23 protein-coding genes are annotated in these 26,987 nt (G+C 55.4%); 10 read left to right on the top strand and 13 right to left on the bottom strand.

All coding sequences use genetic code 11. The features are described from left to right. Positions 1 to 25 precede the first annotated feature (25 nt). A complete protein-coding gene (ydfG, locus tag ACYAC5_RS09985; RefSeq protein ID WP_101764358.1) occupies positions 26 to 772 on the bottom strand; it encodes a bifunctional NADP-dependent 3-hydroxy acid dehydrogenase/3-hydroxypropionate dehydrogenase YdfG in 747 nt (248 codons plus the stop codon). 384 nt (positions 773 to 1,156) lie between these two features. Between ydfG and guaD the strand changes: the two genes are divergently transcribed. From guaD to dcp, 5 genes are all read left to right on the top strand, one after another. Continuing rightward, positions 1,157 to 2,485: a guanine deaminase gene (gene guaD, locus ACYAC5_RS09980; RefSeq protein WP_192233899.1), complete on the top strand. Its 1,329-nt coding sequence runs from the start codon at positions 1,157 to 1,159 to the stop codon at positions 2,483 to 2,485. Continuing rightward, positions 2,482 to 3,924: a xanthine dehydrogenase small subunit gene (gene xdhA / locus ACYAC5_RS09975; RefSeq protein ID WP_462061675.1), complete on the top strand. Its 1,443-nt coding sequence runs from the start codon at positions 2,482 to 2,484 to the stop codon at positions 3,922 to 3,924. Before guaD ends, xdhA begins: the two co-directional genes overlap by 4 nt. Then, positions 3,914 to 6,280, top strand: a complete 2,367-nt coding sequence (gene xdhB, locus ACYAC5_RS09970) for a xanthine dehydrogenase molybdopterin binding subunit (protein ID WP_192411811.1) — start codon at positions 3,914 to 3,916, stop codon at positions 6,278 to 6,280. Before xdhA ends, xdhB begins: the two co-directional genes overlap by 11 nt. After that, positions 6,267 to 7,049: a xanthine dehydrogenase accessory protein XdhC gene (gene xdhC, locus ACYAC5_RS09965; RefSeq protein WP_101764362.1), complete on the top strand. Its 783-nt coding sequence runs from the start codon at positions 6,267 to 6,269 to the stop codon at positions 7,047 to 7,049. Before xdhB ends, xdhC begins: the two co-directional genes overlap by 14 nt. 72 nt (positions 7,050 to 7,121) lie before the next feature. Beyond that, positions 7,122 to 9,170: a peptidyl-dipeptidase Dcp gene (dcp, locus tag ACYAC5_RS09960; RefSeq protein ID WP_192411812.1), complete on the top strand. Its 2,049-nt coding sequence runs from the start codon at positions 7,122 to 7,124 to the stop codon at positions 9,168 to 9,170. 24 nt (positions 9,171 to 9,194) lie between these two features. Here dcp and hpxO read toward each other — a convergent pair whose 3' ends face one another. Further along, positions 9,195 to 10,352 (bottom strand): FAD-dependent urate hydroxylase HpxO, encoded by a 1,158-nt coding sequence (gene hpxO, locus ACYAC5_RS09955; RefSeq protein ID WP_101764364.1) that lies wholly within the window; start codon positions 10,350 to 10,352, stop codon positions 9,195 to 9,197. Between the two features lie 250 nt (positions 10,353 to 10,602). On the opposite strand from hpxO, the gene ACYAC5_RS09950 reads away from it, so the two are divergent. Both ACYAC5_RS09950 and ACYAC5_RS09945 read left to right on the top strand, forming a co-directional pair. After that, positions 10,603 to 10,842 carry a hypothetical protein gene (locus tag ACYAC5_RS09950; RefSeq protein ID WP_462061672.1) on the top strand — a complete coding sequence of 80 codons (240 nt, stop codon included), beginning with the start codon at positions 10,603 to 10,605 and terminating at the stop codon, positions 10,840 to 10,842. Between the two features lie 75 nt (positions 10,843 to 10,917). Beyond that, positions 10,918 to 12,180: an acid phosphatase gene (locus tag ACYAC5_RS09945; protein ID WP_462061671.1), complete on the top strand. Its 1,263-nt coding sequence runs from the start codon at positions 10,918 to 10,920 to the stop codon at positions 12,178 to 12,180. 281 nt (positions 12,181 to 12,461) lie between these two features. Here the strand turns inward: ACYAC5_RS09945 and ACYAC5_RS09940 are convergent, their stop codons facing one another. The 9 genes from ACYAC5_RS09940 to ACYAC5_RS09900 form a co-directional block, all read right to left on the bottom strand. Beyond that, positions 12,462 to 12,962, bottom strand: coding sequence for an RES family NAD+ phosphorylase (locus ACYAC5_RS09940; protein ID WP_101764367.1), 501 nt, complete (start codon positions 12,960 to 12,962; stop codon positions 12,462 to 12,464). Further along, positions 12,962 to 13,444: an antitoxin Xre/MbcA/ParS toxin-binding domain-containing protein gene (locus tag ACYAC5_RS09935; RefSeq protein WP_154193487.1), complete on the bottom strand. Its 483-nt coding sequence runs from the start codon at positions 13,442 to 13,444 to the stop codon at positions 12,962 to 12,964. Before ACYAC5_RS09935 ends, ACYAC5_RS09940 begins: the two co-directional genes overlap by 1 nt. A gap of 117 nt (positions 13,445 to 13,561) precedes the next feature. Then, positions 13,562 to 15,046, bottom strand: coding sequence for an FGGY-family carbohydrate kinase (locus ACYAC5_RS09930; protein WP_462062942.1), 1,485 nt, complete (start codon positions 15,044 to 15,046; stop codon positions 13,562 to 13,564). A 60-nt stretch (positions 15,047 to 15,106) separates the two neighbouring features. Beyond that, the gene (locus tag ACYAC5_RS09925) at positions 15,107 to 15,946 is read right to left on the bottom strand and encodes a class I fructose-bisphosphate aldolase (RefSeq protein WP_222182112.1); all 840 of its coding nucleotides are present in this window, start codon (positions 15,944 to 15,946) and stop codon (positions 15,107 to 15,109) included. Next, positions 15,930 to 17,684 (bottom strand): glycerol-3-phosphate dehydrogenase/oxidase, encoded by a 1,755-nt coding sequence (locus tag ACYAC5_RS09920; protein ID WP_462062940.1) that lies wholly within the window; start codon positions 17,682 to 17,684, stop codon positions 15,930 to 15,932. The genes ACYAC5_RS09925 and ACYAC5_RS09920 overlap by 17 nt, the downstream gene beginning before the upstream one ends. Continuing rightward, positions 17,677 to 18,666, bottom strand: a complete 990-nt coding sequence (locus tag ACYAC5_RS09915; protein WP_101764372.1) for a sugar-binding transcriptional regulator — start codon at positions 18,664 to 18,666, stop codon at positions 17,677 to 17,679. The genes ACYAC5_RS09920 and ACYAC5_RS09915 overlap by 8 nt, the downstream gene beginning before the upstream one ends. 13 nt (positions 18,667 to 18,679) lie before the next feature. Continuing rightward, a complete protein-coding gene (locus ACYAC5_RS09910; protein ID WP_462062939.1) occupies positions 18,680 to 19,675 on the bottom strand; it encodes an ABC transporter permease in 996 nt (331 codons plus the stop codon). Then, complete coding sequence (locus ACYAC5_RS09905) at positions 19,672 to 21,180, bottom strand: sugar ABC transporter ATP-binding protein (protein ID WP_462062938.1); 1,509 nt, start codon at positions 21,178 to 21,180, stop codon at positions 19,672 to 19,674. Before ACYAC5_RS09905 ends, ACYAC5_RS09910 begins: the two co-directional genes overlap by 4 nt. 10 nt (positions 21,181 to 21,190) lie before the next feature. Further along, complete coding sequence (locus ACYAC5_RS09900; protein ID WP_462062936.1) at positions 21,191 to 22,216, bottom strand: substrate-binding domain-containing protein; 1,026 nt, start codon at positions 22,214 to 22,216, stop codon at positions 21,191 to 21,193. Between the two features lie 379 nt (positions 22,217 to 22,595). Between ACYAC5_RS09900 and ACYAC5_RS09895 the strand changes: the two genes are divergently transcribed. The 3 genes from ACYAC5_RS09895 (at position 22,596) to ACYAC5_RS09885 (ending at position 25,332) form a co-directional block, all read left to right on the top strand. Continuing rightward, positions 22,596 to 23,108 (top strand): P-loop nucleotide/nucleoside kinase family protein, encoded by a 513-nt coding sequence (locus tag ACYAC5_RS09895; RefSeq protein WP_462062935.1) that lies wholly within the window; start codon positions 22,596 to 22,598, stop codon positions 23,106 to 23,108. Positions 23,109 to 23,286: 178 nt separating this feature from the next. Beyond that, positions 23,287 to 24,549, top strand: a complete 1,263-nt coding sequence (locus tag ACYAC5_RS09890; protein WP_462062934.1) for a DUF1479 domain-containing protein — start codon at positions 23,287 to 23,289, stop codon at positions 24,547 to 24,549. A 42-nt stretch (positions 24,550 to 24,591) separates the two neighbouring features. Beyond that, positions 24,592 to 25,332 carry a DeoR/GlpR family DNA-binding transcription regulator gene (locus ACYAC5_RS09885; protein WP_192411823.1) on the top strand — a complete coding sequence of 247 codons (741 nt, stop codon included), beginning with the start codon at positions 24,592 to 24,594 and terminating at the stop codon, positions 25,330 to 25,332. Positions 25,333 to 25,345: 13 nt separating this feature from the next. Here the strand turns inward: ACYAC5_RS09885 and ACYAC5_RS09880 are convergent, their stop codons facing one another. Together ACYAC5_RS09880 and ACYAC5_RS09875 are read right to left on the bottom strand one after the other, a co-directional pair. Beyond that, complete coding sequence (locus tag ACYAC5_RS09880) at positions 25,346 to 26,593, bottom strand: type II toxin-antitoxin system HipA family toxin (RefSeq protein WP_462062932.1); 1,248 nt, start codon at positions 26,591 to 26,593, stop codon at positions 25,346 to 25,348. Next, positions 26,583 to 26,930 (bottom strand): helix-turn-helix domain-containing protein, encoded by a 348-nt coding sequence (locus ACYAC5_RS09875; RefSeq protein ID WP_192233872.1) that lies wholly within the window; start codon positions 26,928 to 26,930, stop codon positions 26,583 to 26,585. The genes ACYAC5_RS09880 and ACYAC5_RS09875 overlap by 11 nt, the downstream gene beginning before the upstream one ends. Between the last annotated feature and the right edge of the window lie 57 nt (positions 26,931 to 26,987).

Below are 26,987 nucleotides of genomic sequence, written 5' to 3'. Positions count from 1 at the left end.
TCGATCAAACAGCGTGTAACCGCGATTAACCTTTATGCACCTTCAGTCCCGCGGTGGTTTGCGTCACCGGCATAATCTCCAGCGTATTGATGTTGACGTGCTTCGGCAGCGTCGTCACCCAATACACCGCTTCGGTGACATCTTCCGCCGTCAGCGCGGTGGTGCCTTCATAAACCTGGCCCGCTTTATCGTCATCGCCCTTGAAGCGCACGTTTGAGAACTCGGTGCCGCCCACCAAACCTGGCTCGATATCGGTCACGCGCAGCGCGGTGCCGTGCAGGTCGGTACGCAGATTCAGGCTGAACTGGCGCACGAACGCTTTGGTCGCGCCATACACGTTGCCACCCAAGTAAGGCCAGCTGCCGGCAATCGAACCGATATTCACGATATGACCAACATTGCGCTCAACCATTGCCGGCAGCACCGCACGCGTCATGTACACCAAACCTTTATTGTTGGTGTCGATCATATTTTCCCAGTCTTCGATATTGGCTTTGTGCGCCGGTTCCACACCTAACGCCAGGCCAGCATTATTAACCAGCACATCAATATTGCGCCATTCAGCGGGCAGGGAGGCGATCGCTTCATCGATGGCGGCACGATTACGCACGTCCAGCTGAACGGTGTACAGATTGTCGCCCAGCTCATCTTTCAGCTCTTTTAAACGCTCAGCGCGACGTCCGCTGGCGATCACTTTGTGACCTGTAGCAATGAAGCGGCGGGTGATACTTTGACCAAAACCAGCAGTTGCGCCAGTAACAAAAATAATCATCTCACTGTTCCTTATACGATTTCAGGTTATCAGCCACACCTTAGCATTAACCTCGAACCCATGCTCATGAAAACCCAAAGCAGCGTGTTGCAGGATTTTTCCTGCACATTACGAGTGCAATGGCGCACCACAAAGACGCATCCCAACAGGCGATAATCACGCCATACGCAGTAAAACTCGCCGCAATGTTAAATAGCAACCGTTTGCGATAGCAGGCAACCGGTTGCGCATACGTTTGCTCGCCAAGCTTGACACAAAAACGCATCAAAACAACCTATTATATTGAAAGTAAACAATATTTTTTGTTATTTGCATTGGCATGCGCTTTGCAAACTATCTTTAAGGCAATCACCTGCACTCATAAAAAAGCACCAAGGAACCATTATGCCTTACGCACCCGAAACGCTGCTGCGCGCCAGCTTCTTTGATTTCACCGCACTGGCCGCGCAGCCAGACGACATCGCTGCCAATGCACGCTATCTCGAAGATGGCTTATTAACGCTGCGTGACGGCAAAGTGGTCAGCCTTGAAAGCTGGCAAATCGCGGAAGGGCGCGTTGATCCCACGCGCGTCACCGATCTGCGTGGCAAACTGATCGTGCCCGGCTTTATCGATACCCATATTCATTATCCGCAAACCGAGATGATCGGCGCCTTTGGCGAACAGCTGCTGGAGTGGCTCAACCAATATACCTTCCCGGTGGAGAGCCAATATCACTGTCCCGATCACGCGGCAAAAATGTCGGCGTTCTTCCTGCACCAGCTGCTGTCGAACGGCACCACCACCGCGCTGGTGTTCGGCACCGTGCATAAGCAGTCGGTCGACTCGCTGTTCAGCGCCGCGCAGCAGCTGGATATGCGGCTGATCGCTGGCAAAGTGATGATGGATCGCAACGCGCCTGAATACCTGACCGAAACGCCGGAAGAGAGTTATCAGCATACGCGTGAACTGATTGAGCGCTGGCATCAGCGCGGTCGCCTGAGCTATGCGCTCACCCCGCGCTTTGCACCGACCTCGTCGCCGGAATTGCTGGATAAAGTGCGTCAGCTGCGCGAGGAGTTTCCTGATGTCTGGATGCACACGCACCTAAGTGAAAATCCGCAGGAGATCGCCTGGGTAAAAGCGCTATTCCCGGAGCGCGCAGGCTATCTTGATGTTTATCATCATCACCAACTTACCGGCAAACGCAGCGTGTTCGCGCACTGCCTGCATCTGGAAGATCAAGAGTGGCAATGCCTGCATGACACCGATTCATCAATTGCCTTCTGCCCGACCTCAAACCTGTTCCTCGGCAGCGGCTTATTCAACATCAAACGCTGCTGGCAGCAGGGCGTGCGCATGGGCATTGGCACCGACGTTGGCGCAGGCACCACCTTTAATCTGCTGCAAACGCTGGGCGAAGCCTACAAAGTCGGCCAGCTACAGCAATACAAACTCAGCGCCTGCGAAGCGTTTTATCACGCCACCTTAGGCGGCGCGCACGCGCTCGATCTGGATGACGTTATCGGCAATTTTAACCCCGGCAAAGAGGCCGATTTCGTGGTACTCGATGCGGCTGTGTCGCCGCTGCAGAAGCTGCGCAATGCCAACAGCAAAGACATCTGGGAGCGGCTGTTTGTAATGATGACGCTTGGCGACGACCGCAACATCGCGCAAACCTGGGTGAGCGGCAAGCCGGTTTGGCAGCGCGAAAGTGAGGAGCAAATCGCATGATCCAGTTCTTACTCAACGATCGTTTAATCACCGAACGTGAGCTTGATCCCAATCTCACCGTGCTTAACTACCTGCGCGGCCAGCAGCAGCGTCGCGGCACCAAAGAGGGCTGCGCGTCTGGCGATTGCGGTGCCTGCACCGTCACGCTCGGTAAAGTGGTGGATGGACAGATGCAGTATCAGGCGGTGAATAGCTGTTTAACGCTGGTCAGCAGCCTGCAAGGCAAGCAACTGATTACCGTGGAAGATCTCAAACAGGGCCGCGAACTGCACAGCGTGCAGCAAGCGATGGTGGATTGCCACGGCTCGCAATGCGGCTACTGCACGCCGGGTTTCGTGATGTCGCTGTTTACTCTGCAGAAAAACAGCGCTGGCTGGGATCGTCATCAGGCGGAACAGGCGCTGGCGGGTAATTTATGCCGTTGCACCGGCTATCGTCCGATCATGGATGCGGCGCAGCAGGCGTGTGAACAACCTGATGCGGATGCCTTCCGTGCTAATGCACCCGCGCTAGTGCAGCGTTTACAGGCGCTCAGCAACAATGAAGTACAGATCATCGAAGCCGCGGGCAGCCGCTGCTACCTGCCGAAAACAGTAGCGCAACTCGCCGAGCTCTATCAGCAATATCCTGAAGCCCGTCTGGTGGCTGGCGGTACCGATCTGACACTGCAAATCACTCAGCAATATCAGCGCTTGCCGCTGCTGATCGCGCTGGAGCAGATTGATGAGTTGAAGGTCTGCCACGAAGATGAAACGCATCTTTATCTCGGTGCTGCCGCCTCATTGCAGCATTGCTATCAGTTTTTAGCGCAGCACATTCCGGCGTTTAGCAGCATGCTGGAGCGTTTTGCCTCATTGCAAATTCGTAATCAGGGCACGCTCGGCGGCAACATTAGTAACGCATCGCCGATTGGTGATTGCGCGCCGATGCTGCTGGCTTTAAATGCGCATCTGGTTTTGCAGCAGGGTGAAAAGAGGCGAGAAGTCCCGCTCGATCAATTCTTTACCGCCTATCGCCAAACGGTCTTGCTGCCGGGTGAATTCATTCGCAGCATCACCATCGCTAAAGTGACGGTGTCACCCAACTTTGCGGCGTGGAAAGTGGCTAAACGGCTGGATGATGATATTTCCGCAGTTTTCGCCGCTATCAATCTGCACATCGCGGAAGGGGTAATTGTGGAAGCGCGGCTCGCCTTTGGTGGTATGGCCGCCACGCCGAAACGCGCGCTGGCGGCTGAAGCACAACTGCTGGGCCAGCCGCTGCATCTCAGCGCCATCGAAAAAGCCTGCGCCGCGCTAAGTGTGGATTTCCAGCCACTAAGCGACTTCCGCGCCAGCGCCGATTATCGCCTGCAGGTGGCGCGCAATCTGTTGCGCCGCTACTACGCACAAGCGTCTGGCGAGCTGACCATTACTGAGGTATCGCGCTATGTCTCATAACCGTCCGGAACTGAACGAAACGCTGCTGAAAGCCCAGTTTGCCACCGACATGCAAACGGGCGTCGGGCGCAGCAATAAACATGAAAGTGCCGACAAGCATGTCTCCGGTGAAGCGCTGTATATCGACGACAAGCCGGATCTGCCGGGATTGCTGCATCTCTGTCCGCGTCTGAGCGAGCATGCGCATGCGCGCATCACCAAACTGGATGTGCAGCCATGTTACGCGGTGCCGGGCGTAGTCAGCGTGCTGACGTGGCGCGATGTGCCGGGCCTCAACGATGTCGGTCCGCTCGAACCGGGCGATCCGCTGCTGGCGCAGGACACAATCGAATATTTCGGTCAAATCGTCATTGCCGTCGCCGCTGATTCACCGGAAGCGGCGCGTGCCGGCGCCGCAGCGGCGATTGTTGAGTACGAAGCGCTACCGGCCGTCCTCGACGTGCGTGAAGCGCTGGAACAGCGTTTCTTTGTACAGCAGCCGCACATTCACCAACGCGGTGATGCTGACGCTGCGCTGGCGCGGGCGTCACGCCGTATTCAGGGCGAATTTCACATCGGCGGTCAGGAACATTTCTATCTGGAAACCCAGACGGCGCTGGTGATCCCCGGCGAAGATGACAGCTTGCAGGTGTTCTCCTCGACGCAAAATCCCACCGAAGTGCAGAAGCTGGTGGCGGAAGTGATGGGCATCACCATGAACAAAGTCACCATTGATATACGGCGCATGGGCGGTGGCTTTGGCGGCAAAGAGACGCAGGCGGCAGGCGTGGCGTGTTTGTGTGCCATCGCCGCGCGTCAGCTGCGTAAACCGGTAAAAATGCGTCTGGCGCGCCGCGACGATATGAAGATCACCGGCAAACGCCATCCGTTTTTTGTCCGCTACGATGTCGGCGTCGATGACAATGGTCGCTTCTGCGGCGTGAAGATCGATCTGGCCGGCAACTGCGGTTATTCACTCGATCTCAGCGGATCGATTGTCGATCGCGCGATGTTCCACGCCGATAACGCGTATTACCTCGGCGATGCACTGATTACCGGCTATCGCTGCCGCACACATACCGCCTCGAACACCGCGTACCGTGGCTTCGGCGGGCCGCAAGGCATGGTGGCGATTGAGCAGATCATGGATCACGTTGCGCGCGAAGTAGGAGTAGATCCGCTAGAACTGCGCAAACGTAACTATTACGGCAAAACCGATCGCAACATCACCCATTACCACCAGCAGGTGGAAGACAATCTGCTGGATGAGATGACGGAGCAATTAGAAACCAGCAGCGAATACGCCGCGCGGCGTCGTGACATCAGCGCATTTAACGCCAGCAACCGTTTTATGAAACGCGGACTGGCGCTGACGCCGGTGAAATTCGGCATCTCATTTACCTCCAGCTTCCTCAATCAGGCCGGCGCGCTGATTTTGATTTACACCGATGGCACGGTGCAGCTCAATCACGGCGGCACCGAAATGGGCCAGGGCTTAAACACCAAAGTGGCGCAGATTGTGGCGGAAGTGCTGCAGATTGATATCAGCCAGATTCAGGTGACCGCCACCGATACCGGTAAAGTGCCCAACACCTCGCCAACCGCAGCGTCCAGCGGGGCCGATCTCAACGGCAAAGCGGCGCAAAATGCCGCACAAATCCTGCGCGATCGCCTAACCGAGATGCTGTGTCAGCAACATCAATGCGCGGCAGACGCGGTGCATTTCAGCAACGGTATCGTGCGCGTCGGCGAGAAGCACTTCACCTTCGCCCAGGTTGCACAGCAAGCGTGGCTTAATCAGGTGCCGCTTTCTGCCACCGGTTTCTACAAAGTGCCGGGCATCCATTACGATCGCGCCGCCGGACGCGGCAAACCGTTCTATTACTTCTCCTACGGCGCGGCCTGCTGCGAAGTGCTGGTGGATACGCTGACCGGCGAATACCGCTTGCTGCGCGCCGACATTTTGCATGATGTGGGCGCGTCGCTGAATCCGGCCATTGATATCGGCCAGGTTGAGGGCGGTTTTGTGCAGGGCATGGGCTGGCTCACCTGCGAAGAACTGGTGTGGAACGACAAGGGCAAATTGCTCACCGATGGCCCGGCCAGCTACAAAATCCCGGCGATCAGTGATGTGCCCAGTGATTTGCGCGTCACGCTGGTTGAGAACCGCAAAAACCCGCAGGACACGGTGTTCCACTCCAAAGCCGTCGGCGAACCGCCGTTCATGTTGGGCATCGCCGTGTGGTGCGCATTGCAGGATGCGGTTGCCAGCGTTGATAACTATCGTCGCCATCCGCAGCTGGACGCACCCGCCACGCCGGAGCGAGTATTCTGGGGGATTCAGCGCTTATCAGGAGCGGACCATGATTTATCATGACTGGATCAGCGTGTTGCACAGCCTGCGGGAAAAACGCGAAAGCTGCGTACTGATTACCGTGCTCAGCGAGCGGGGCTCTGTGCCGCGCGATCGCGGTAGCAAAATGGTGGTCAGCGCCACTGACACTTTTCTCACCATTGGCGGCGGCCATCTCGAATATCAATGCATTGCTCAGGCGCGAGAGATGCTGCAGCAGCGCTGCACTCAACCGCGCAGTGAAGAGTTTGCGCTGGCTGCACGTCTCGGCCAATGCTGCGGTGGTCACGCCACTTTGCTGTTTGAACCGCTGATGCAGCAGCAGCCGGAAATCCAGGTGTACGGTGCAGGTCACGTTGGCCAGGCGCTGGTAAATCTGCTTGCCACTTTGCCGTGCCGCATCACGTGGATTGACAGCCGCGCCGCGCAGTTTCGCGCCGTGCCGCCCGGCGTGACGGTGCGTCAGGTTGAGGATCCGATTGACTGCGTGCAGGAAGCCGCGCCCGACAGCTATTTTGTGGTGATGACGCACGATCATCCACTCGATCTGGCGCTCAGCGAAGCGATCTTGCGCCGCGGTGATTTTCGCTATGCCGGTGTGATTGGTTCTGCCACTAAAGCGCAGCGCTTTCGCTATCGCTTAGAGGGCAAAGGCATTGCGGCAGATTCCCTCGCACGTTTGCGCTGCCCGATTGGTTTGGCGGATGTGAAGGGCAAGTTACCGGCGGAAATTGCCGTCGCGGTGGCGGGAGAAATCATCAGCGTTTATCAGCAGCAGGCGATAAGTTGTTGAGTGACGAGGAAACTGCCAGGATAGAACCATCCCGCCGCCACCGTGCGGCGTTGCTGATTATCAGGAGCGATAATGAATTCACGAGCTAATCCGTTTTTCACCGCCAGCACCTTGCCGTATCAAACCCCGCCATTTGACCAGATTCAGGAAGAGGATTTTCTGCCGGCGCTGGAGGCGGGGATTGAAGAGAAACGGCGCGAAGTGGCGGCGATCGCCAGCAATCCTGACGCGCCAACCTTCGCCAACACCTTTGAGGCGCTGGAGCGTAGCGGCCAGTTGCTGAAGCGCGTGAATCTGGTGTTTGGTGCCATGACTTCCGCCAACACCAGCGATCGCCTGCAGGAAATCGATGAACTGATTACCCCGCAACTCACCGCGCTCAATGATGAAATCTACCTGAACAGCCAGCTGTTTGCTCGCCTCGATACCGTTTACCAGCATCGCGGTTCGCAGTGCCCGGATGCCGAAGCGATGCGGCTGGCGGAAGTCACCTGGCAGCATTTTCGGCTGGCCGGTGCCAGCCTGAGCGACGCGGATAAAACCCAGCTGCGCGCCTGCAATCAGGAGCTGGCGAGCCTCAGCACCCGCTTCGGTAATAAGTTGCTGGCGGCCACCAAAGCCGGTGCTTATGTGGTGAGCAATGTTGCGGCGCTGGCCGGATTAAGCGAGGAAGAGTTGGCGCATGCCAAAGCGGCGGCCGAAGCACGTGGCTTGCACGGCGAATGGCTGATTGCTCTGCAAAACACCACGCAACAACCGGCGCTGCAGGCGCTGGAAGTGCGCGCCACGCGTGAAGCGCTGTTCCAGCAGGCGCTAACACGCAGCGAGCAGGGCGATGATAACGACACGCGCGACATCGTGTTACGCATGGCGCAACTGCGCGCGCAGCAGGCGAGTTTGCTCGGTTTCAAAACCTATGCCGAATGGAGCATGCAGGATCAGATGGCGAAAACGCCGGAGGCGGCTTTTGCCTTTATGCGCAATATTGTCCCTGCCGCGCGGGCCCGCGCGGAACGCGAAGCCGCCGACATTCAGCAGGCCATTGAAGCCGCGCATCACCGTTTTCCGCTGCGCGCCTGGGACTGGAGTTTTTATGCCGAGCAGGTGCGTAAAGCCCAATACGCGCTGGATGAGAGCCAAATCCGCCCGTACTTTGAGCTGAATAACGTGCTGGAAAAAGGTGTATTCTGGTCGGCCAGCCAGCTGTTTGGCATTCGCTTTAGCCAGCGCCACGATCTGCCGGTTTATCATCCGGACGTTAACGTCTACGAGATTTTCGATGCCGACGACACGCCGCTGGCGCTGTTCTACACCGATTTCTTTAAGCGTGATAACAAAAGCGGCGGCGCGTGGATGAGTAATTTCGTCGACCAAACCACGCTGCTCGGCACCAAACCGGTGATCTACAACGTGTGCAATTACACCAAGCCGCAGGCAGGCCAGCCGGCGCTGCTGAGCTGGGATGAAGTGATCACGCTGTTCCACGAGTTTGGTCATGCGCTGCACGGTTTGTTCGCCACGCAACGCTATCCGAGCTTGTCGGGTACCGCCACGCCGCGCGACTTTGTCGAGTTCCCGTCGCAGATTAATGAGCATTGGGCCAGCAACGAAGCGGTGTTTGCCAACTATGCGCGCCATTACAAAACCGGAGAGGCGATGCCGGCTGAGCTGCGTGACAAGATGGTGCGCGCCGCGAAGTTCAACAAAGGTTACGACATGACCGAACTGCTGGCCGCCGCGCTGCTGGATCTGCAGTGGCATTCACTGACCACGCACGACAATCCGCAGGACGTCAGCCACTTCGAGCTGCAGGCGCTGGCCGCCGAAAACATTGCGCTGCCGACGGTTCCGCCCCGTTATCGCTCCAGCTATTTCCGCCATATCTGGGGCGGCGGCTATGCAGCCGGTTATTACGCCTATATCTGGACGCAGATGCTCGCCGATGATGGCTATCAAGCCTTTGTCGAACGTGGTGGATTAACACGTGAAAACGGTCAGCAGTTCCGCGAACATATTCTGTCACGCGGTAACAGCACCGATTTGCAGCATCTGTGGCTGGCGTGGCGCGGCAAAGAGCCGGAGATCGGCCCTATGCTGAAAAATCGTGGATTAGAGTCGTAGAACCGCCATTGATGGCGACCTGGTTCAACCCAGCGGACCGCCTTCAATGGTATCGCACATGCCGGCCAGCACGCGCTCGCCGGTTTCGTTTTTCAAATCTGCATACCACGCCGCCGTCACTTCCGCGTCTTTAGCGTGCGTCACATCGCAGCGCTTACGGGCTTTCAACACCAAATCTTTGGTGCGCTCAACGCGTCGGGCTTCATAGCGCAACAACGCATCCTCAATCCCTAAAGAGTGTGACGCCAGCGTCTGCGCCAGCACCACCGCATCTTCCATCGCCGCACAACCGCCTTGCCCGATATCCGGCGTGGTGCTGTGTGCGGCATCGCCCAGCAACGCCACGCGACCTTTAACAAAACGGCTAAACGGTTCGATGTCGTGGATTTCCACACGGTTGGTGGTTTCCGGATTGAGGCGTTCAATCAGACGCTGCACCGGTTCGGCCCAGCCGCTGAAGTAGCCTTTGAGATCATTTTTCAACGTTGCGCGATCTTCCGGCAAGCCTTTTGGCAGCGGAACATCAAAGAAGAAATAGAAGCGGTTATCGCTGACCGGCATCAGCGACACGCGTTTGCCTTCACCGACAAAAGTGGTCCATTGATCGGCGGGCGCAATCGCTTCATCAATCGTCACCAGGCCGTTCCAGTTGACGTAACCGGCGTAACGACGTTCCACGCTTTCACCCAGCACATAGTGGCGGATCACCGAGTGCGTACCATCGGCGGCAATCAGAAAATCACCTTCGGCCTGGCTACCGTCATCAAACCATGCGGTGACGCCATGCTCGGTTTGCTCAACCTGCGTGACGCGTTTACCAAAGCTAATGCGCGAACGTCCGTAGGTATCGATCAGCATCGCCTGTAACTCCGCGCGCGCCACCGGATAGGGATATTCCCCCACCTGCTGCACCAGCGGTTTCATGCTGAAGCGGGTGAGCGTGCTGCCGCTGTGCGCATCGTTGTAGGCCATAAACGCCATGTTGCCGCCCAGTGCGCGCAGCGGCTCTTTCATGCCCAACGCGTTGAGACATTTCACGCCGTTAGGCCAGATAGAGATCGCCGCACCCACCGGCTTCATCTCTTTCACTGCTTCAAATACGGCGGTGTCAAAACCCGCTTTCTCCAGCGCAATCGCAGCACTCATACCGCCAATGCCCGCGCCAATCACAATCGCTTTCATATCCGTCTCCTTTGCTATGCATTAAAGACTGCAACTTTTGTACCAGGTTGGAAGATTGGCCGAATGGAGGCTAACTCATTGATTTAAAATCAACGAAGCAGCATCTGATCTTGCCGCTCTGCACTACAGTGGCGCACGCCCATGCACTGCAGCAAGGCAACTTCTGTGTAAGAGTGAATCGATTGTTTCAGCATGGTAATTGGCTCCGCAGCAGCCATACTCATTACACCCGTTCTGCGAGGACTCAATCATGAAATGGATAATGGCTTTTACCTTGTTGTTCAGCGCCAGCGTGCTGGCACAACCGCAATGGCAGCCGGAGCGAAAAGCATCGGTGGTGCAGCTGACGCCGATTGCCGCGAAGTGCGATGTTTCAGCCTGTCAGCAAAACTGCTATGTGCAGCAATCACAGTGTAAAAATGACAATAACGGCGGCTGCGGCTCGCTGGCACAAATTTGCGTACAAAACTGTGCCAGTCAGTGTCGTTAAATGAAATAAATCTGTCATAACCGAGTGCTAGCGTGTTTCCCCGGCAAGGTAATATTTTGATAACAGGGGAAAATAATGAAAACCCGCTTCACACTGATTGCATCGGTTATTCTGCTGGCACAGCAGGCACATGCGGTTTCACTGCCCGATGCGGCCGCGCTGGCAGGCTTAACCTCCACCGGTTCCACCTCCGCTTATAGCGATCTCGAACAGCAATCGCTGCAGGCTGAACGTCAGGCGCTGCAAGGTGACAGCAGCACGTTGACGCGCGAGCAACTGGAAAAAGTCAAACAGACCGCGAAACAAGCTGATACGCAGTGGCTGAAAAACAGCGGCTACGATTTCAAAATGAAAGAGAACCAGCAGGCCGGAATTGCTCTGCTTTCGGGCTTTAGCACGTTGCCCGCCAGCGTACTTGATGCCAGCCAGGCCACCGTCACCCACATCAACCTGAACGCCACGCAAAATGTGCGTCATCAGGCCCTGGCCGATGCAGAAGCCATCAGCTATCTCTATTTCCTCTCTGATGCGCTTGGTCCGCGCCTTGGCAAAGCCTTCCTCGCCGCTTACGACAAAGGTGAGATCGGCAAAGCCGCCGCGCTGATCAAAGCAAGTGAAGTCAGCGCCAGCGCGGCGAAAAAGCACTTTAACTATCCGCGACCGTTCCTGCGCGCGGGCAACAGCATTCATCTGGTGCCGGACGATGTGGTGGTCAAAGACAACGTGCGTTACACCGCCGACGGCGGCTCTTTCCCGAGCGGCCATACCAACACCGGTTATACCGATGCCTTGTTGCTGGCCGAAATGGTGCCGGAACGTTTTGAAGCATTGGTGATGCGCGGCGCACGCTACGGTTATTCGCGTTTAGTGTTGGGCGTGCATTACCCGCTGGATGTGATGGGTTCGCGCATGGTAGCGCAGCGCAACGTGGCGAATTATCTCAACGATGCGCGCTATCAGGCACTGTTTAGGGAAGCGCGTAATCAGTTGCGTGCCGCGCTGGAAAAAGAGTGCGGCACGTCGCTGGCAGAGTGTGCGCGCAGCAATGGCAAGGACGATCCTTATCGCTTACCGGCGATGAAGCAGTTCTATCGTTTCACCATGAGTTACAACCTGCCGAAAGCCAATGTGCAGAACGCGCCTGTCAAAGTCCCGCAGGGCGCGGAGATCCTGCTAAAAACCGCGTTGCCGCAGCTGTCTGATGCGCAGATTCGTAGCCTGATGGTGAAAAGCGCGCTGCCAAACGGCTATCCGCTGTCTGGCAATGATGCAGATCAGTCATTCTGGCAACGTGTGGATTTAACGGCGGCGTATGCTTTAGCGAAACCGGCGCGTTGATATTTTGCTTTAAATTCGGTGCGGGCGCAGACACATCTGCTGCGTCACGGGCCGTCCTCGCGCCGCTAGCGCGGTGCCTTCGGCTTCTACGTTGTGCCAACGGACCGTTCGGGGATCGGCCGTCCTGGCCGGCCCCGAACTGCCTCACGCATCCATGCGTGAGGCTCCTGGCCCAACGTAAAATCCTCAGCGCTGTGGATAGCCCTTTTGCCGCAGCAGACGCGCCAGCGCCTTTAGCAAATGTGTCCTTTTCAACAACTCGCACTGAAGCAATACCCTCGTCACGCTTTAATCCGGCGATCAAGCGCGAAGGGCGCTGAAGTAGCTTGTGCAAATAGGGCCGCAGCGGCGGGATGGTCGGGATTGAGAATGGCGTTGTCTTCGCCGGTCAAAATGCTGGGTACCGTTAATAGCAAAGGAAAGCCGCCTTGCACATCGAGGAATGCGGCGCCAATCGCCTGTGTCTCTTCTTGCTGCTGATACTTTTGCCAATCGTCGGGCAGTTTATTGCTGTCCAGCGCCATGATTTCGCTTTCAGGAATCGGCAGAGTAAAAATCACAAAGCGACTTTTCTCCAGCATCGCTTTACCGGCATGCACCACCAGTTCCAGCGTGGCGAGCGCCTTTGAACTGCTGAGATACACCGTCTTAATGCCGGGCGGATTCCAGCGTCCGCCCCATTTTTCAGCGCCAGCGCCGCTAAATGCCTCGCTGGCGTACTCTTCTTTCACGAGTCGATAAAACAGCCGATAGGGAGCATCCGGTTCCTTCCGTTGCGTCATTACACAATTACTCCGTGTTCCAGGCGACCAATCAGCGTTAACACCGCATCACAACCCGCAGGCGTGCTCAGCATCTCCATCGGCAATGCATCATCCAGTGCCAACGCAGGTTGATACATCCAGTGCATGGCAGCGTCAACGTCACCGGCAAATAATTGCAATACGGCATCCAGAATTTCGAACACCTGATACACGCGCGCACCTTGCTCCACCGAGAGTTGCGATCCGGCTTTCTCGCGGCGGCGATAGGTATTGCGATCGATAGACACCATCTGGGCCACATCCAGCGGCGTTGCTTTTAGCACCGTGGCCGCGCGTTCAACGATGCCGACATCCAGACCTTCGGTGATCAACTGGTGCGCTTTCAGCGGATTACGCGGTAAGCCCATTTGATCCATAAACGATTGCTGAGCGTGCTGGATCAGCGTGGGATCGAAGACGCGTGCGGCATTGCCGTGATTGAATGGGGATGCAGTTGTCATAACAACCTCCTGAACAATGTTCATTTGAACATTTTGATAGCTCAAGTGTACATCACTGCGCAGGGGTTGTCATTTTTTATACGATCTTAAAACTAATGCATTGTTAATAAACAATAATCAACTGGCTTCCTGCCACATCTCGCGCATCGCCAGCTCCAGCTTTTTAAACACCTGATAGCGTACGTCGTGAAACGCAACGCGCTCTGGTCGCGGCAACAATTTGCCGGGATTGATCTGCACCGCCTGCTGCGCGGCCTCGGCAAGATTGCGCCACGCGCCGACGCCCACACCGGCACACAAGGCGGCGCCCAGCGCGCCGGTCTCTTTGCACTCCGCCACGCGAATCGGTATGCCTAACACGTCAGCAAACATCTGCGGCCAGATGCAACTGCGCGCCGCGCCGCCCGACAAAATGGCCTGCGTAAAAGGGATGCCTGCCGCACGCAAGCGATCAATATGCGCCCGATGGGCAAAGGTCACGCCTTCAAACAGCGCAAACAGCATATCGGCGCGCGTATGCCAGCCGCCTAAGCCATAAAACCCGGCCTTGGCCGGTTCCGATTTGCGTCCGGAATAAAGATAAGGATGATAGAGCGGTAGCTGGGCATTGGGTTGCACGTGCGCCACGCTATCGCTGCTGCGCGCCGCGCCCTGACCGCCGCGACCATCGTCAAATTCGCGCAGGAACCAGTCGAGATTCGCCGCCGAGGTGGCGCTGGCCTCAATCGCCATATAACGGTCGGACTCAATAATGGAGTTCATAAATACCGGGCGCAGATAATCGGGTTTATCTACCACCACCTGATTGATGCTCCACGTACCGGCGACAATTGAGGCTTCACCGCTGTTCACCACGCCAGAACCCACGGCGCTGGCCACCACATCAAATATGCCCGCCACCACCGGAATGCCCGCCGGTAATCCGGTGAGTTGGGATGCACGTTCTGTGACATGGCCAACCACCTCGCAGGATTCACGCAGTGCGGGCAGCAGGGCGAGCGCGTCTTCGATGTCGTACAGCGCCATCAATTCACGGCTGTAGCTGCGCGCACGATAATCAATTAAGCCGGCACCGGCGGCATCTGAAAAATCAGCGCTAATCGCACCGCTGAGAAAATGGGCGATAACGTCTTTCGCGCAGAGTAAATGGCCGATTTGCGCCCAGCGCTCGGGTTGATGTTGCTTAATCCAGCTGATCAATACCGGCGTTGCCGCAGGCCAGGGTTTTTGCAGCGAAATCTGGTAGATGCGCTTATCCGCGCCGCTCATTTCCAGCGCGTGCACCGTGTCACAAGCTCGATGATCGATAGATTGAATACCAAACAGCGGCTGCTGATGCTTATCCAGCGCGTACAAACCGTTGCCGTGACCGGCCGCGCCAACCGCAATCACATCGCTGGCGGGCGTCTCCGCCTGCTGCAGACAACGGCTCACCGCATCGCTGACGCCATGCCAGATATCCGCTACCGGCCGTTCGGCGTAGCCTTCCTGCGGACGATGGGTTTCTCCCGCGCACTCGGCCACCGACAATACGCGACCGCTGAGATCAAACAGCACCGCTTTGATCATGGTGTTTCCGGCATCAATACCAACTATCTTCATATCCGACTCCGTGCAACTGGCGAAGACGGCGCACCGCTTAAGCGCCGGTGCAGGTAAGGCTTAACCCTGCTGATAGATTTCCAGGGCGTCCGCGCCGCTGGCGCCCTGATGAATAATCGCCATCAGCGCTTTCACCACGCGTGACGGATTATCGTGTTGATAAACATTGCGGCCATACACCATACCGCTGGCACCTTGCGCCATCAGCGCAGCACTTTTCGTCAGCACGCCAGCCAGTTCACCTTTGCCGCCGCCGCGTACCAGCGTGGGACAGCGCGCCGCTTCCACCACGCGATGAAAATCTTCCACGTTCTCAGTGGGATCGGCTTTGATGATATCGGCACCTAACTCACGCGCCAGCCGCACCAGCGGCACAATTTTTTCGACATCGCCGAGTGAGCCGTAAGCCGCGCCTTGTCCGGCGGGGGCCATCACCAGCGGCTCAATCATCAGCGGCATGGCGTAGCGATCGCAAGCCTGGCGCAAGCGGCCAATATTTTCGACGCACATGCGAAAAATGCCCGGTTCATCCGGGATCAGATAGAGATTCACTACCACTGCGGCGGCGTCCATCTGCAACGCGGCAAGAATCGGTTCATCCGGATTGTGCAGCACCGCCCACATTTCCCGGTGACGCGCCGCGTTGTAGGCATTGCCCACATCGGTGCGCATCACCAGCGCCGGTTTGCGTCCCGCCACACGCTGCAGCAGATCGGCCTGACCGTAGTTGACCTGAATCGCATCCGGTTGCGCGGCGACCAGGTTATCCATCACGCCCTCAATATTCTCCAGTCCGATGAGAAAATCGGGCTCGTTGGCGATACCGTGATCAATGGCGACATCCAGGCATTTACCGTGCTGAAACAGACGCTGCATGCGCACTTTATTGGTTACTAACATGTCGTGTTTCCTCCTGAAAAACCGTCGGGTAAAGGCCGGTAAGCCCGTGCAAACGTGCCAGATTGGCGCAGCCGCGCTGCAGCTGCTGCGCGCGTTCGCTATCGCTCCAGCCGAGCGCTGCGGCCATGATCTGCGCGATCTCCTGCACCAGCGGCGCGGTGAGTTCACCGCAAATCGCCAGCGAGGTGCGGCGCACCAGCAAATCCTCCAGCTGACAAACCTGCTCGTGCTCAATCAGATACCGCAATTCGACATCGCTGTAGGCGGCGTGATGCTGCAACATTTGCTCGCCGTGCTGCTGGATCAGCGCCAGCAGCGGCAGGGCGCGGCTGCCGTAACGTTTGGCGAGTTGCATCACGCGCGGCAGCGGCACGCCATAACGCTGCGCTAGTTGCGCCAGCCACGCGGTTTGTCCTGAAGGTTTGGGGAAATCACGTCCGCCGCCAATCGGCACATCACCACTCGAGACCTGACGTTTTTCGCCGAGCAGCCGCAGCACGCGATCCGCCGCCTCTTCACCAAACTGGCGGAAAGTGGTCCATTTGCCGCCGACTAAACAGAGCGTGCTCCAGGCGCGATTGGCGTCAGCCGGCAACACCACTAACGAGTGATTACGCGAGATTTGGCCGTTGAGTTTAGCCTCGCTGGCGGGCAGCGGACGTACGCCGCAGAAGGTGTAAACGATGGCGGAATCCGCCACCTCGATATGCGGGAAGACGAAGCGCAGTGACTCCAGGATATAACTCTTTTCCTCCTCTTCGCACACCACTGCATCGGGATCGTCCACGCGGATATCGGTGGAACCCACCAGCACCTTGCCAAACCACGGAAACATGATGCAGACGCGGCCTTCCTGGTTTTCGAAATAGACCATTTCGCCGTCCAGCATCTGCAGCAATTCAGGATGATCGAGGATCAGATGCGAACCTTTGGTGCCGCCAATCAGCTTTGGCAGATCGCGGTTGGAGGTGATGCGTTGGTTAAGCTGGTCGATCCATGCGCCACCGGCATTCACCAGCACATGCGGTTGCAGGCTAAATCGCTCACCGCTCAACGCATCCTGCAAAATAACCGTTTCGCCCTCGGCGCTGACCAGCTGCAGATAATTGAGCGCCAGCGCCTCTGGACAGGCTTTTTCGGCATCATCAATCAGCTCAAATCCCAGCCGCTCGGGCGCGCTGATCCAGGCATCGTAATAGCTGGCGCTGTATTTCACCCAGGGCGCGAATCCCGGCCAGCGGTCACGCGTGGCGGCTTCATTGCGCACCTGATGCTTCGGCATCGATCCATATTGGCGGGTGTAAATGTCATACAGGCTAAGCCCGGTTTTGATCAGCAACGCCCCGCGCCGCGTCGGTTTATCGCTCAGGCGTAGAAAACGGCGGGTAGCATTCACTAAACCGCCAGCGAGATTATCGATCGGCACCGTGGTGCGTAGGGGGAAAACATAGTGCGAAGCATTTTTCAGCAGGCGATCGCGCTCGGTAACCGACTCTTTGACCAGCGTAAATTCACCGGTTTCCAGATACCGCAAACCGCCATGAATCATGCGCGACAGCGCACCGCTGGCGGCCTGGCACCAGTCGCCTTTTTCCACCAGAATCGCCGGAATGCCCTGTAACGCCAGCTCACGAAACGTACTGATACCGTTGATGCCGCCGCCGACAATCAACACCGGTGTCGATGAACGCAGGCGCAGGGCGCTCAGACGTTGTTCGCGGGTTTTAATGTTATCCATGAGATGCTCCTCGGCTCAGGGCCAATTCCAGTACGCCTGCCGCAGTCGATTCATCAGTGACCATGCCTTTCAGCCACTGACCGTGCAGCACGCAGTCAATCGGGTCCACTTTGTCACGACCAGCCACCACCGCCATTGAGAAGGGAATGCGTTGCAGTTCAGGCAACGTCAGGCCAACCAAACGCCGGTTGGCATCGAACGGAGCCGGTTGGCCGTTAGCATCCAGCAGCCAGGCTAACAGTTCACTGCGCGCACCGCTGGTTTCAATGCTGGAGGAAGCATGGCGCGCCGAGAGGTTAAGATCGTAGTAGCTGGAATTGTCGCTATGAATTGATCCTAAACCCACTACCGCTAACGTGGCGTTACGCGCTTTATCCAGCACCTGGTCGACGGCGCTAATGCCCATCAGCATGTCGCGTTCATCGGCAGAATCAGTAAAAAGCGGGGCGTGAATCTGCCATGCGTGTCCGCCAAGACGCGCCGCCATTTCCGAGGCCACATGATTGACGTCGGTGTAATGTTTGCCTTGCACGCAGCCCAGCGCGGGTACCACTTGAACATCGTATTTACGTGAGGGTTGTAATGCTTCAACCAGCGCACTTACACCTTTGCCACCAGTAATAGCAATGACATCGCCATCCTTTAAGCGTGATAACAAATATTCTGCCGCCGCTGCGCCGACCATTTGCAGACTATGATCCTCACTGCGTGCAACGTTCGGCGCCACCACCACCTGTTGCAACTGACCGAGGGCAGCCAGATCGCTCTCCAGTTGATGTGCTGAAAGCCAAGGGGATTTGATGGTGATTTCCACCATGCCGCTCTCCTTGCCCTGACGTATCAGACGATTAACACTGGCAACCGATAAGCCGGTTTCAACCGCAATCTCCGACTGTTTCTTGCCATCGAGGTAATACATCACCAGAACCTGGTAAATCTGACGCGCGCTATGAAACGCAGGGTGCTCATTAGCGAATTCCATGGGCGATAATTCCTTATGCAGCACGGTATTTATTCAGTAAGTGATCGATTGAGACGGCGGCCAGTAAAATCAAACCTTTAATCAACTCCTGCCAGTAAACGGAGACGTTGATTAATATTAGCGAGCTGGTGACGATCGACAGCAATGCAACACCAAGCACCGCGCCAAGAATTGAGCCAGTGCCACCTTTCAGACTCGCGCCGCCAATGACCGCCGCTGCAATGACATTCAGTTCCATACCGACACCAAAGGTTGGCGTTGCAGAGCCAAGACGTGCCATATAAATAATGCCGGCGAGTCCTGCCAGCGTAGAGGTCAGTACTGTGACCCACAATTTGATGCGATTAATGTTGATGCCGGAATAGGCGGCGGCACGTTCATTACTGCCGGTGTAGAACACTTTGCGAAATAACGTGGCTTTACGCAGCAAGAAGTCGAACAGTGCGACCAGCACGAAGAACAGCAGGATAACGAACGGAACGCCCCACAGAACGCCCTGGCCGATAAATTTGAAACTCACGGGCAGGGTAAATAATGATAGCGGCGTTCCCTGAGTGACGATCATACACAGGCCGCGCACGATAACCATCGCCGCCAGCGAAGCGATAAAGTGACTGAGGCCGATTTTTGTTACCGTCAGCCCCATTAAAAAGCCAGTCAGCGCCGCCGCCGCAATGCCGCCTACGCCAGCCAGCCAGGGATCCACGCCGCTAAGAAATAGCTGCCCAGCGACCACCATTGAAAGACAAACCACTGCGCCAACCGAAAGGTCGATACCGCCAACTATTAGCAGAATAGTCATGCCAATCACCACAATGCCTTCAATTGAAAACGACAGTAGCATCGCCTTCATGTTGGCCCAGGTGAGAAAGTAGGGGGAAGTGAAACTCATCACCATGAAGATCAGTGCAATGATCGCAATCAGTCCCACTTCGCGCTGTTTATGAATGCCGCCAAACAGAGACCAACGCGATTTTTGCAGTGTAGGCAAGGTGGTATTCATTGTCATACAGCCTCCGCTTCTGGAATGATGCCAGCCGCTAGCCGCATCAGGTTCTCTTCATTCATTGCCTCACCGGTTACTTCTCCGCTCATGCGCCCTTCATGAATCACGATGATGCGATCACACAGGCCAATGAGTTCCGGTAACTCTGATGAAATCACGATTAAACCCACACCGCTGGCCGCCAGTTTGGCGAGGATACTGTAGATCTCAGCCTTGGCGCTGACATCCACGCCACGTGTTGGTTCGTCAAGAAATACAATTTCCGGCTGTACCGATAATACGCGTGCTAGCGCGACTTTCTGCTGATTCCCACCTGATAGCGACGACACCGGATCGCTTAATTTGGCAAGCTTGAGTTTCACTTGCTTTGCCAGCGCCTCTGACTGCTGACGCTCAAGCTGCGGACTGATCAACAAACGATGATGACTGACTGCGTTGACATCCAGAGCCGAAATGTTCCATTCGATCGGCATCGTTAAAAAAAGTCCGGCATCTTTGCGATCCTCCGACAAATAGACCATGCGCAGCGCAATACTCGCGGCGTAATCCCTCAATGTCACAGCTTTGCTCTTGATACGGATTGCGCCACGTTTGATGGGCAGTAAACCGCAGATACCCTGCGCAATTTCGCTGCGTCCTGCCCCCATCAAACCGCCAATGCCAAGGATTTCGCCGGGACGCAAATCAAAATTGATATCGTGGAAGTGTTTGCCATCGCCAAGCTCACGCACTTCAAGCAATGGTGAAGCGGCGCTAACTGGGCGTTTATCAGGATAGAGTTGCGACAGTTCTCGTCCGACCAAACGTGTAATCACTTCATCGGGCGTCATGTTTTGCAGCGATGAACTGTGTACCGTAAAGCCATCGCGCAGAATGGTGACGTGCTGGCATAGCGCAAAAATCTCTGCCATGCGATGGCTGATATAGACCACTGAAATACCTTGCGCCTGCAACTGGCGCACAATCGTAAACAGCGTTTGAGCCTCTGGTTCGGTTAGCGCGGCGGTGGGTTCATCCAGAATGAGCAGTCGACAATCCAACGTCAGCGCTTTGGCGATCTCCACCAGTTGCTGCTGAGAGAGAGAAAGTTCACCGACTTTTTTAGTCACCGCTATCGGCGCGAGTCGATTCATCACCTGCTGCGCTTTATCACGTAGTACTTTATGCGGCATGAGAACGCCGCGCTGGCCAGCGGCATGCGCCATCCAAATGTTTTCATAAATGCTGATATCAGGACAAAGAGCAATTTCCTGATGTACCAGACCAATGCCAAGACTCTGTGCTTCACGTGGTGAGCGAATGGTCACGGCCTTGCCACACAGCAATATCTCGCCACCATCTGGACGCAAAATGCCATCAATAATGTTCATCAACGTTGATTTTCCAGCGCCATTCTCTCCGGCCAGCGCATGAATTTCTCCCGCGCGGAGGGTGAGATCTACCCCCTGTAAAGCCCGTACCGCGCCAAAACTTTTAGTGATGCCACGTAATTCCAATAGTGCTGTCATAATCGTCGCCTTACTCATTGATGCCTTTAGTGCCGCGGCGTTTCAGATAAGCATCCCAGCGGAAATCATCGGCGTTGTCTTTAGTCACCACCGCATAACCGTTATCAAGGATTGGGAAGGCAAAAGGATTGGTCCCGTTGCGTTTGGCGTCATTCATCGGATCGATCAGTTCAGGATGAGCAGCAAGGAACAAGGTCATAAAACCCATATAGCCCTGGATGCCCTGATTTGGATTGATTGCGCCAAATACCTGACCGCTTTTAATCATATCCAGCACCTTAGCGTTGACATCCACGGTCATCACTTTCACTTTGCCGCCGTTTTCAGCCACTGCCTGCGCAGCACCAATCGCAGAGCTGGCTTCCGGCATAAAGATGCCTTTCAGATTGGGGTTCGCCTGCAACATTGAGAGTACGGCGTTATAGGCTTTCGAAGGGTCCTGATTCGTCGCAGCGCGTGCGACTAATTTGTTGTCAGGAAAGGCGGTTTTCATCTCATTAATAAACGCAGTGACACGCCTATCGTGATTATCCTGACCGGGGTTTTCCAGCACCGTAAATTCGGCACCTTTACCCATTGCTTTCCCTAGTTCGTCGGCTGCAGCTTTACCCTCACGGAAATTGTCTGAGGTGATATAAGCAACGCGTTTACTGTTAGGTGAATCGGCGGCAAACGTCACCACTGGAATGCCCATTTCAGCAGCACGATTAATGGGCTCAATAAAGGGGTCAGGATTCATCGGATGAAGAAAAATACCGGCGGGTTTTTGTGCCAGGATTTGTTCAAAGCTTGAGAGTTGCTGGTTAACGTCATAAGCGGGTGTGCCACCGTATACGGTCTTACAGCCCAGCTGATGCGCAGCCTGCTTGAACATTTCGTAAACCGGGAACCAATACTCTACGCCTGTCACCATCACGTTCATGTAGTAAGTTTCGCCGGGTTTACAGCGAAATTGAGGCGCATCCGCTGCTTGCGTGATGCTGGTGAAACTGCCCGCCATGAACAAACTGGCGAGTAGAACAGTGATTTTTTTCATGTTTATTCCCCGGAACTGACGCTGAATGTGTATGGCTCAGCCGTGACGACAAAACGCGGAAAAACGAGCCGGGGTTGACCTTGAAAATTATTTCTTATGCATGAAATAATTTTCAAAAGGTATAAAAGCTGGCGGGGAAAAGATCAAACGTTGGTTAATGAATTGTTTCTGACTTGTGAGTGCGTTCACTAATTGCGCAAGGGGCTCTTACCGTTTTACACATTTAGTGACGAAAGCTATTTACGCATCCAGCGCTGCAAACGTGCCAACTGGGACGTTCAGCCAGGAAAGAGGAAACCTGGCCTGCAGTGATAATAAAAATCGCATTCACCGTCAGGCTAATCACGATTGAACATCAATGTAAAATAGGAATTAATTAATGCTCATCACGTTTAGCGGATTACCCGGCACCGGCAAAAGCACCATTGCGCGCTTATTAGCGCAGCAGATCGGCGCGGTGTATTTACGCGTCGATACTATCGAACAGGCGTTGCGATCGGGTGAAGAGAGCGAGAAAGCGATCGGGCCGGAAGGATATTTCGTTATCTACGGATTGGCGCGCGACAATTTGCTGCTCGGTTCCACCGTTGTTACCGACTCGGTTAACGACCTGCAACTGATCCGCAACGCATATCGCGATATCGCCTTGTTGAGCGGTGCGCCGCTGCTGGAAGTCGAAGTAATCTGTTCCGATCGTAACAAACATCGCTTTCGCGTCGAAAATCGCGCTTCCGATATTAAAGATTTGAAGCTGCCGGATTGGCAGGCAGTTGAACAGCGCGAATATCAAGCCTGGGAGCGCGATCATTTGCAGCTTGATAGCGCCTTAATCTCGGCGCAGCAGTGCGTGGATGCCATTCTACAAGCGCTGCCTAAAACGTCACAATCCTGATCTTTCAGTGGTGGCGTAAAACGCGCCGCCACTTTCACCTGAAACCCATTCTTCGATCTTAATGTGATCAACCTCCGGATTCGGCGGTCGCATTATTGTTTATTGCTGCGCATTTGTTATGAATGAAGCTTACTTTAGTTTCGAATGAAAAGAGCAAGTTAACGAATCGGAGCATGTCATGAATCATACTTTCACTTCATTGCAACAACCTGATGATTTCAAACATAACGTTCGCCTGTTGAAAAGGGTGTTAAGAGAGCAGATCGGCGATGTCGAAGGTCTGTTTGAACAAGTCAGAAGCAAAATCGTCAGCGAAATTGCCGCTGCTCGCGCGGAAGAGGCGCAAAACGGCAGCGCGTGGCCGCAGGTGAGTCAGCAGGATATTGCGGCGGGACGTATCACCGATGAGGTGAAGGATCATATTCGTCGACGCGGTTGTGTAGTGGTGAAGCAGACATTCCCGCGCGATCAGGCGCTGGCCTGGGATGAATCAATGCTCAAATACCTCGATGACAATGATTTCGACAACGTCTACCAAGGGCCGGGCGATAACTTCTTTGGCAATCTTGATGCGTCACGTCCGGAAATCTATCCGATTTACTGGAGCGATGCGCAGATGTCCGCGCGCCAAAGCGATGCCATGGCCCAGACGCAATCTTTCCTCAATCGCTTGTGGACGTTTGAGTCGCGCGGCTCGCGCTGGTTTGATCCTGACGTCAGCATCATTTATCCCGATCGTATTCGTCGCCGCTTGCCGGGCACCACCTCCAAAGGTCTTGGCGCGCACACTGATTCAGGCGCATTGGAGCGTTGGTTACTGCCGGCGTATCAACAGGTGTTCAGCAAAATTTTCACCAACCAGTTTGATCAATACGATCCCTGGGATGCGGCGCATCGCACTGAAGTGAATGAGTATCAATCGGGGACTACCACCAAGTGCTCGGTATTCCGTACCTTCCAGGGCTGGACCGCGCTGTCGGATATGCAGATTGGTCAGGGCTTGCTGCATGTGGTGCCGGTGCCGGAAGCGATGGCCTATTTGTTACTGCGTCCGTTGTTGAAAGATGTACCGGAAGATGAGCTTTGCGGCGTTGCGCCGGGCAAAGTGCTGCCGGTTTCAGCGCAGTGGCATCCGGAACTGATTGAGGGCTTGTGTTCGATTCCCGCGCTGCAGGCGGGCGATTCGGTTTGGTGGCATTGTGATGTGATCCACTCGGTCGCGCCGGTAGAGGATCAGCAAGGCTGGGGCAATGTAATGTACATTCCCGCCGCACCGCTGTGTGAGAAAAATGCCGCCTACGCTACCAAAGTGGCGCAGGCGCTGGCCAGCGGTGCGTCGCCTGGCGATTTCCCGCAGGAGGATTATGAAACGCAGTGGCGCGATCGCTTCACCCTCGACGCGCTGAATGCCAATGGTCGCCGCAGTCTGGGATTGGGCTAAATTTCTGGTAAGCTTGACAAAAATTTCACAGCAGCGGGTGTTATGAACGCACGTCATCAGCAGATTATCCAATTGGTCAGCGAGCGCGGCAGCGTCAGCGTAAATGAGCTGGCGCACACCACCGGCGTCTCAGAAGTGACGGTGCGTCAGGATCTCAATCTTCTGGAGAAAGGCGGCTTTCTGCGCCGCGTGCACGGTTCCGCCGTGGCGCCAGAAAGTGATGATGTTGGCGCACGTATGCAAACCCGCTTCGCGGTGAAAAAGCGTCTGGCCGAGTACGCGGCGTCGCTGGTGAACAGCGGTGAAACGGTGTTTATCGAAGGCGGCAGTACTAACGCCTTGCTGGCGCGTGAACTGAGTGAACGCAACGATATCACCATCATTACCGTGAGCCATTACATCGCCGGATTGCTGCGCGAAAAGGGCGGCGATGTGATCATCCTTGGCGGCCTGTTCCAGAAAAGCAGTGAATCGGTGGTGGGGCCGCTGACGCGTCTGTGTATTCAGCACCTCAATTTCCACAAGGCGTTTATTGGGATTGATGGCTGGGATGCAGTCACCGGCTTTACCGGCCGCGATATGCTGCGCTGTGACGTGGTCAACGCCATCATGGAAAAGCCTACACACACCATCGCGCTGACGGATTCCTCAAAGTTTGGCCAGATTCATCCGTTTGCGCTGGCACCGCTTCAGCCGTTTAACCAACTGATCACCGATGCCGAACTGGAGGCGAGCTATCAAAAAGCGCTGCGTGAGAAGGGCGTGGAAGTGAGTTTGGTCTAGCTCACGCAATCAGCTATTCAAGTGAAAAAGGATTGATGAACTGCCTGTGCCACAAGCTTTCCCAATCCACCTTGCTCAAATCGGCTTCATCACAAACATGATGCCAATAGGTTTCAATCGACGTTTTTAACAGCATGAAATGCGCATGCGCGTCAGCGCGACTCAAAGCAAAGTGATGAGCGGCATCCAGGCAGCTGCTTAAGCGACTAAGATTATTGTTGCCACTTATCAGCATCGCCTGCGAGGCTTCGTTGCCAGCACGACCTTGCGGGCAAATATCATAAGCAGGCGTTAGACTGAAGCTTTTACCATCCCAAAAGGCGGCATGATTGCGGGCATGGTCATCGGTATTGCCGCAGAGAATATTGAAGCAAAGCCGTTTATACAGCTCCAGCAAAGTCTCTTTGGGCGAGGCAAAACGTTGACGAATAATTTCAGCGAGTGTTTCGTAGCTGGCATAACGCGCCAGCATATCGTCGAGTTCAAACAGGGTCAGCGCCGAAAGCATCACTTTTCGCGTCCATCCATCGGCTTTATGTTCGCGATCAAAGCGCTCAATCATGATCACATCGCGTCCGGAGGCTTTGACTAGCTTCACCGGAGCGACATGCAATCCTGCCAACTGCGCCAACCGCATCGCCAGGAATTCGCCTTTCACCACGTTCCAGACATCCGCACTGGCAGAAAATTTCGCGATGTATTTTTTTCCCTCGGCCTCGATCAGCGCTTTTGGCCGCGCGCCACCGATCGACGTCCCATGGAAAAGCGCCTGATCCAGTTCGGGTGTTAGCGGCACGCCTTTTTCAACCCGATCAGCCGACTCCAGTAATTCAGGAAGGGTGACATTTGCAGTTGAGCGCGGAATGTATTCCGTTGCTGAGTGCTGGAAATCCAGGGCACCAATGCGATCTGAACCGGACTCAATGAGATACGTCAGCTCATCGAGTATTCCGGTATCGACGTTCGCGCCTTTCCGTCCCATTCGACGGTTGATAATGACACGGCGTCCCCAGGCATCAGGTGCGCTGTCACGGATACATCCCGCAATGTTTAACCCATTCAGCGGCGGAATAACGCCAGTCCGCAGAGGAAGTTCATTGGGATTGAGCGGAATGCGGTTTTCTCGCTGCAGATAACTACGACCATAGTTGAAAAGCAGCGTACCGCCTTCAGCCTCAAGCCTGCCCGCCACCACTGGTGATGTTTCACCAGGCAGCCATATCCATACGTAAGCGTCTCTAAAACGCGCTTCAGAAGTCATCCTTCACCTTCCTGCTACTCTTTTTTTTACTGGTGTGTTTGGGTAACAGCTTGAGCTTTTCTTCAACACGATTTCGATGACTGACCAATGATGGCAAACTCACCTCTGCATCAAACAGGGGAATGCCCAATATGGCCGCAATCTCGAAATAACTGCCAATCTGACATTTCACGTCGCCTTGCTCAATGCGATGTAAAGTCCCACGCGAAATACCGGCTCTTTCTGCTAACTCGGATACTGGAATTTGCTTCTCGATACGTTCAGCACGAATCAAGGAAGCTAATAGGGCAATCGCTTCCTGAGCATAGCGTGAGGTGGGTGAAGTGAAAGAAGCCATGATTTGTTCCATACAGGGTACCAATAAACATTATATGTACTATATATGGAACATCAT

The organism is Pantoea sp. y20, from assembly GCF_054903455.1.
The sequence above is the reverse complement of the archived record's forward strand: the minus strand, read 5'-3'. Positions and strand labels throughout refer to the sequence as shown.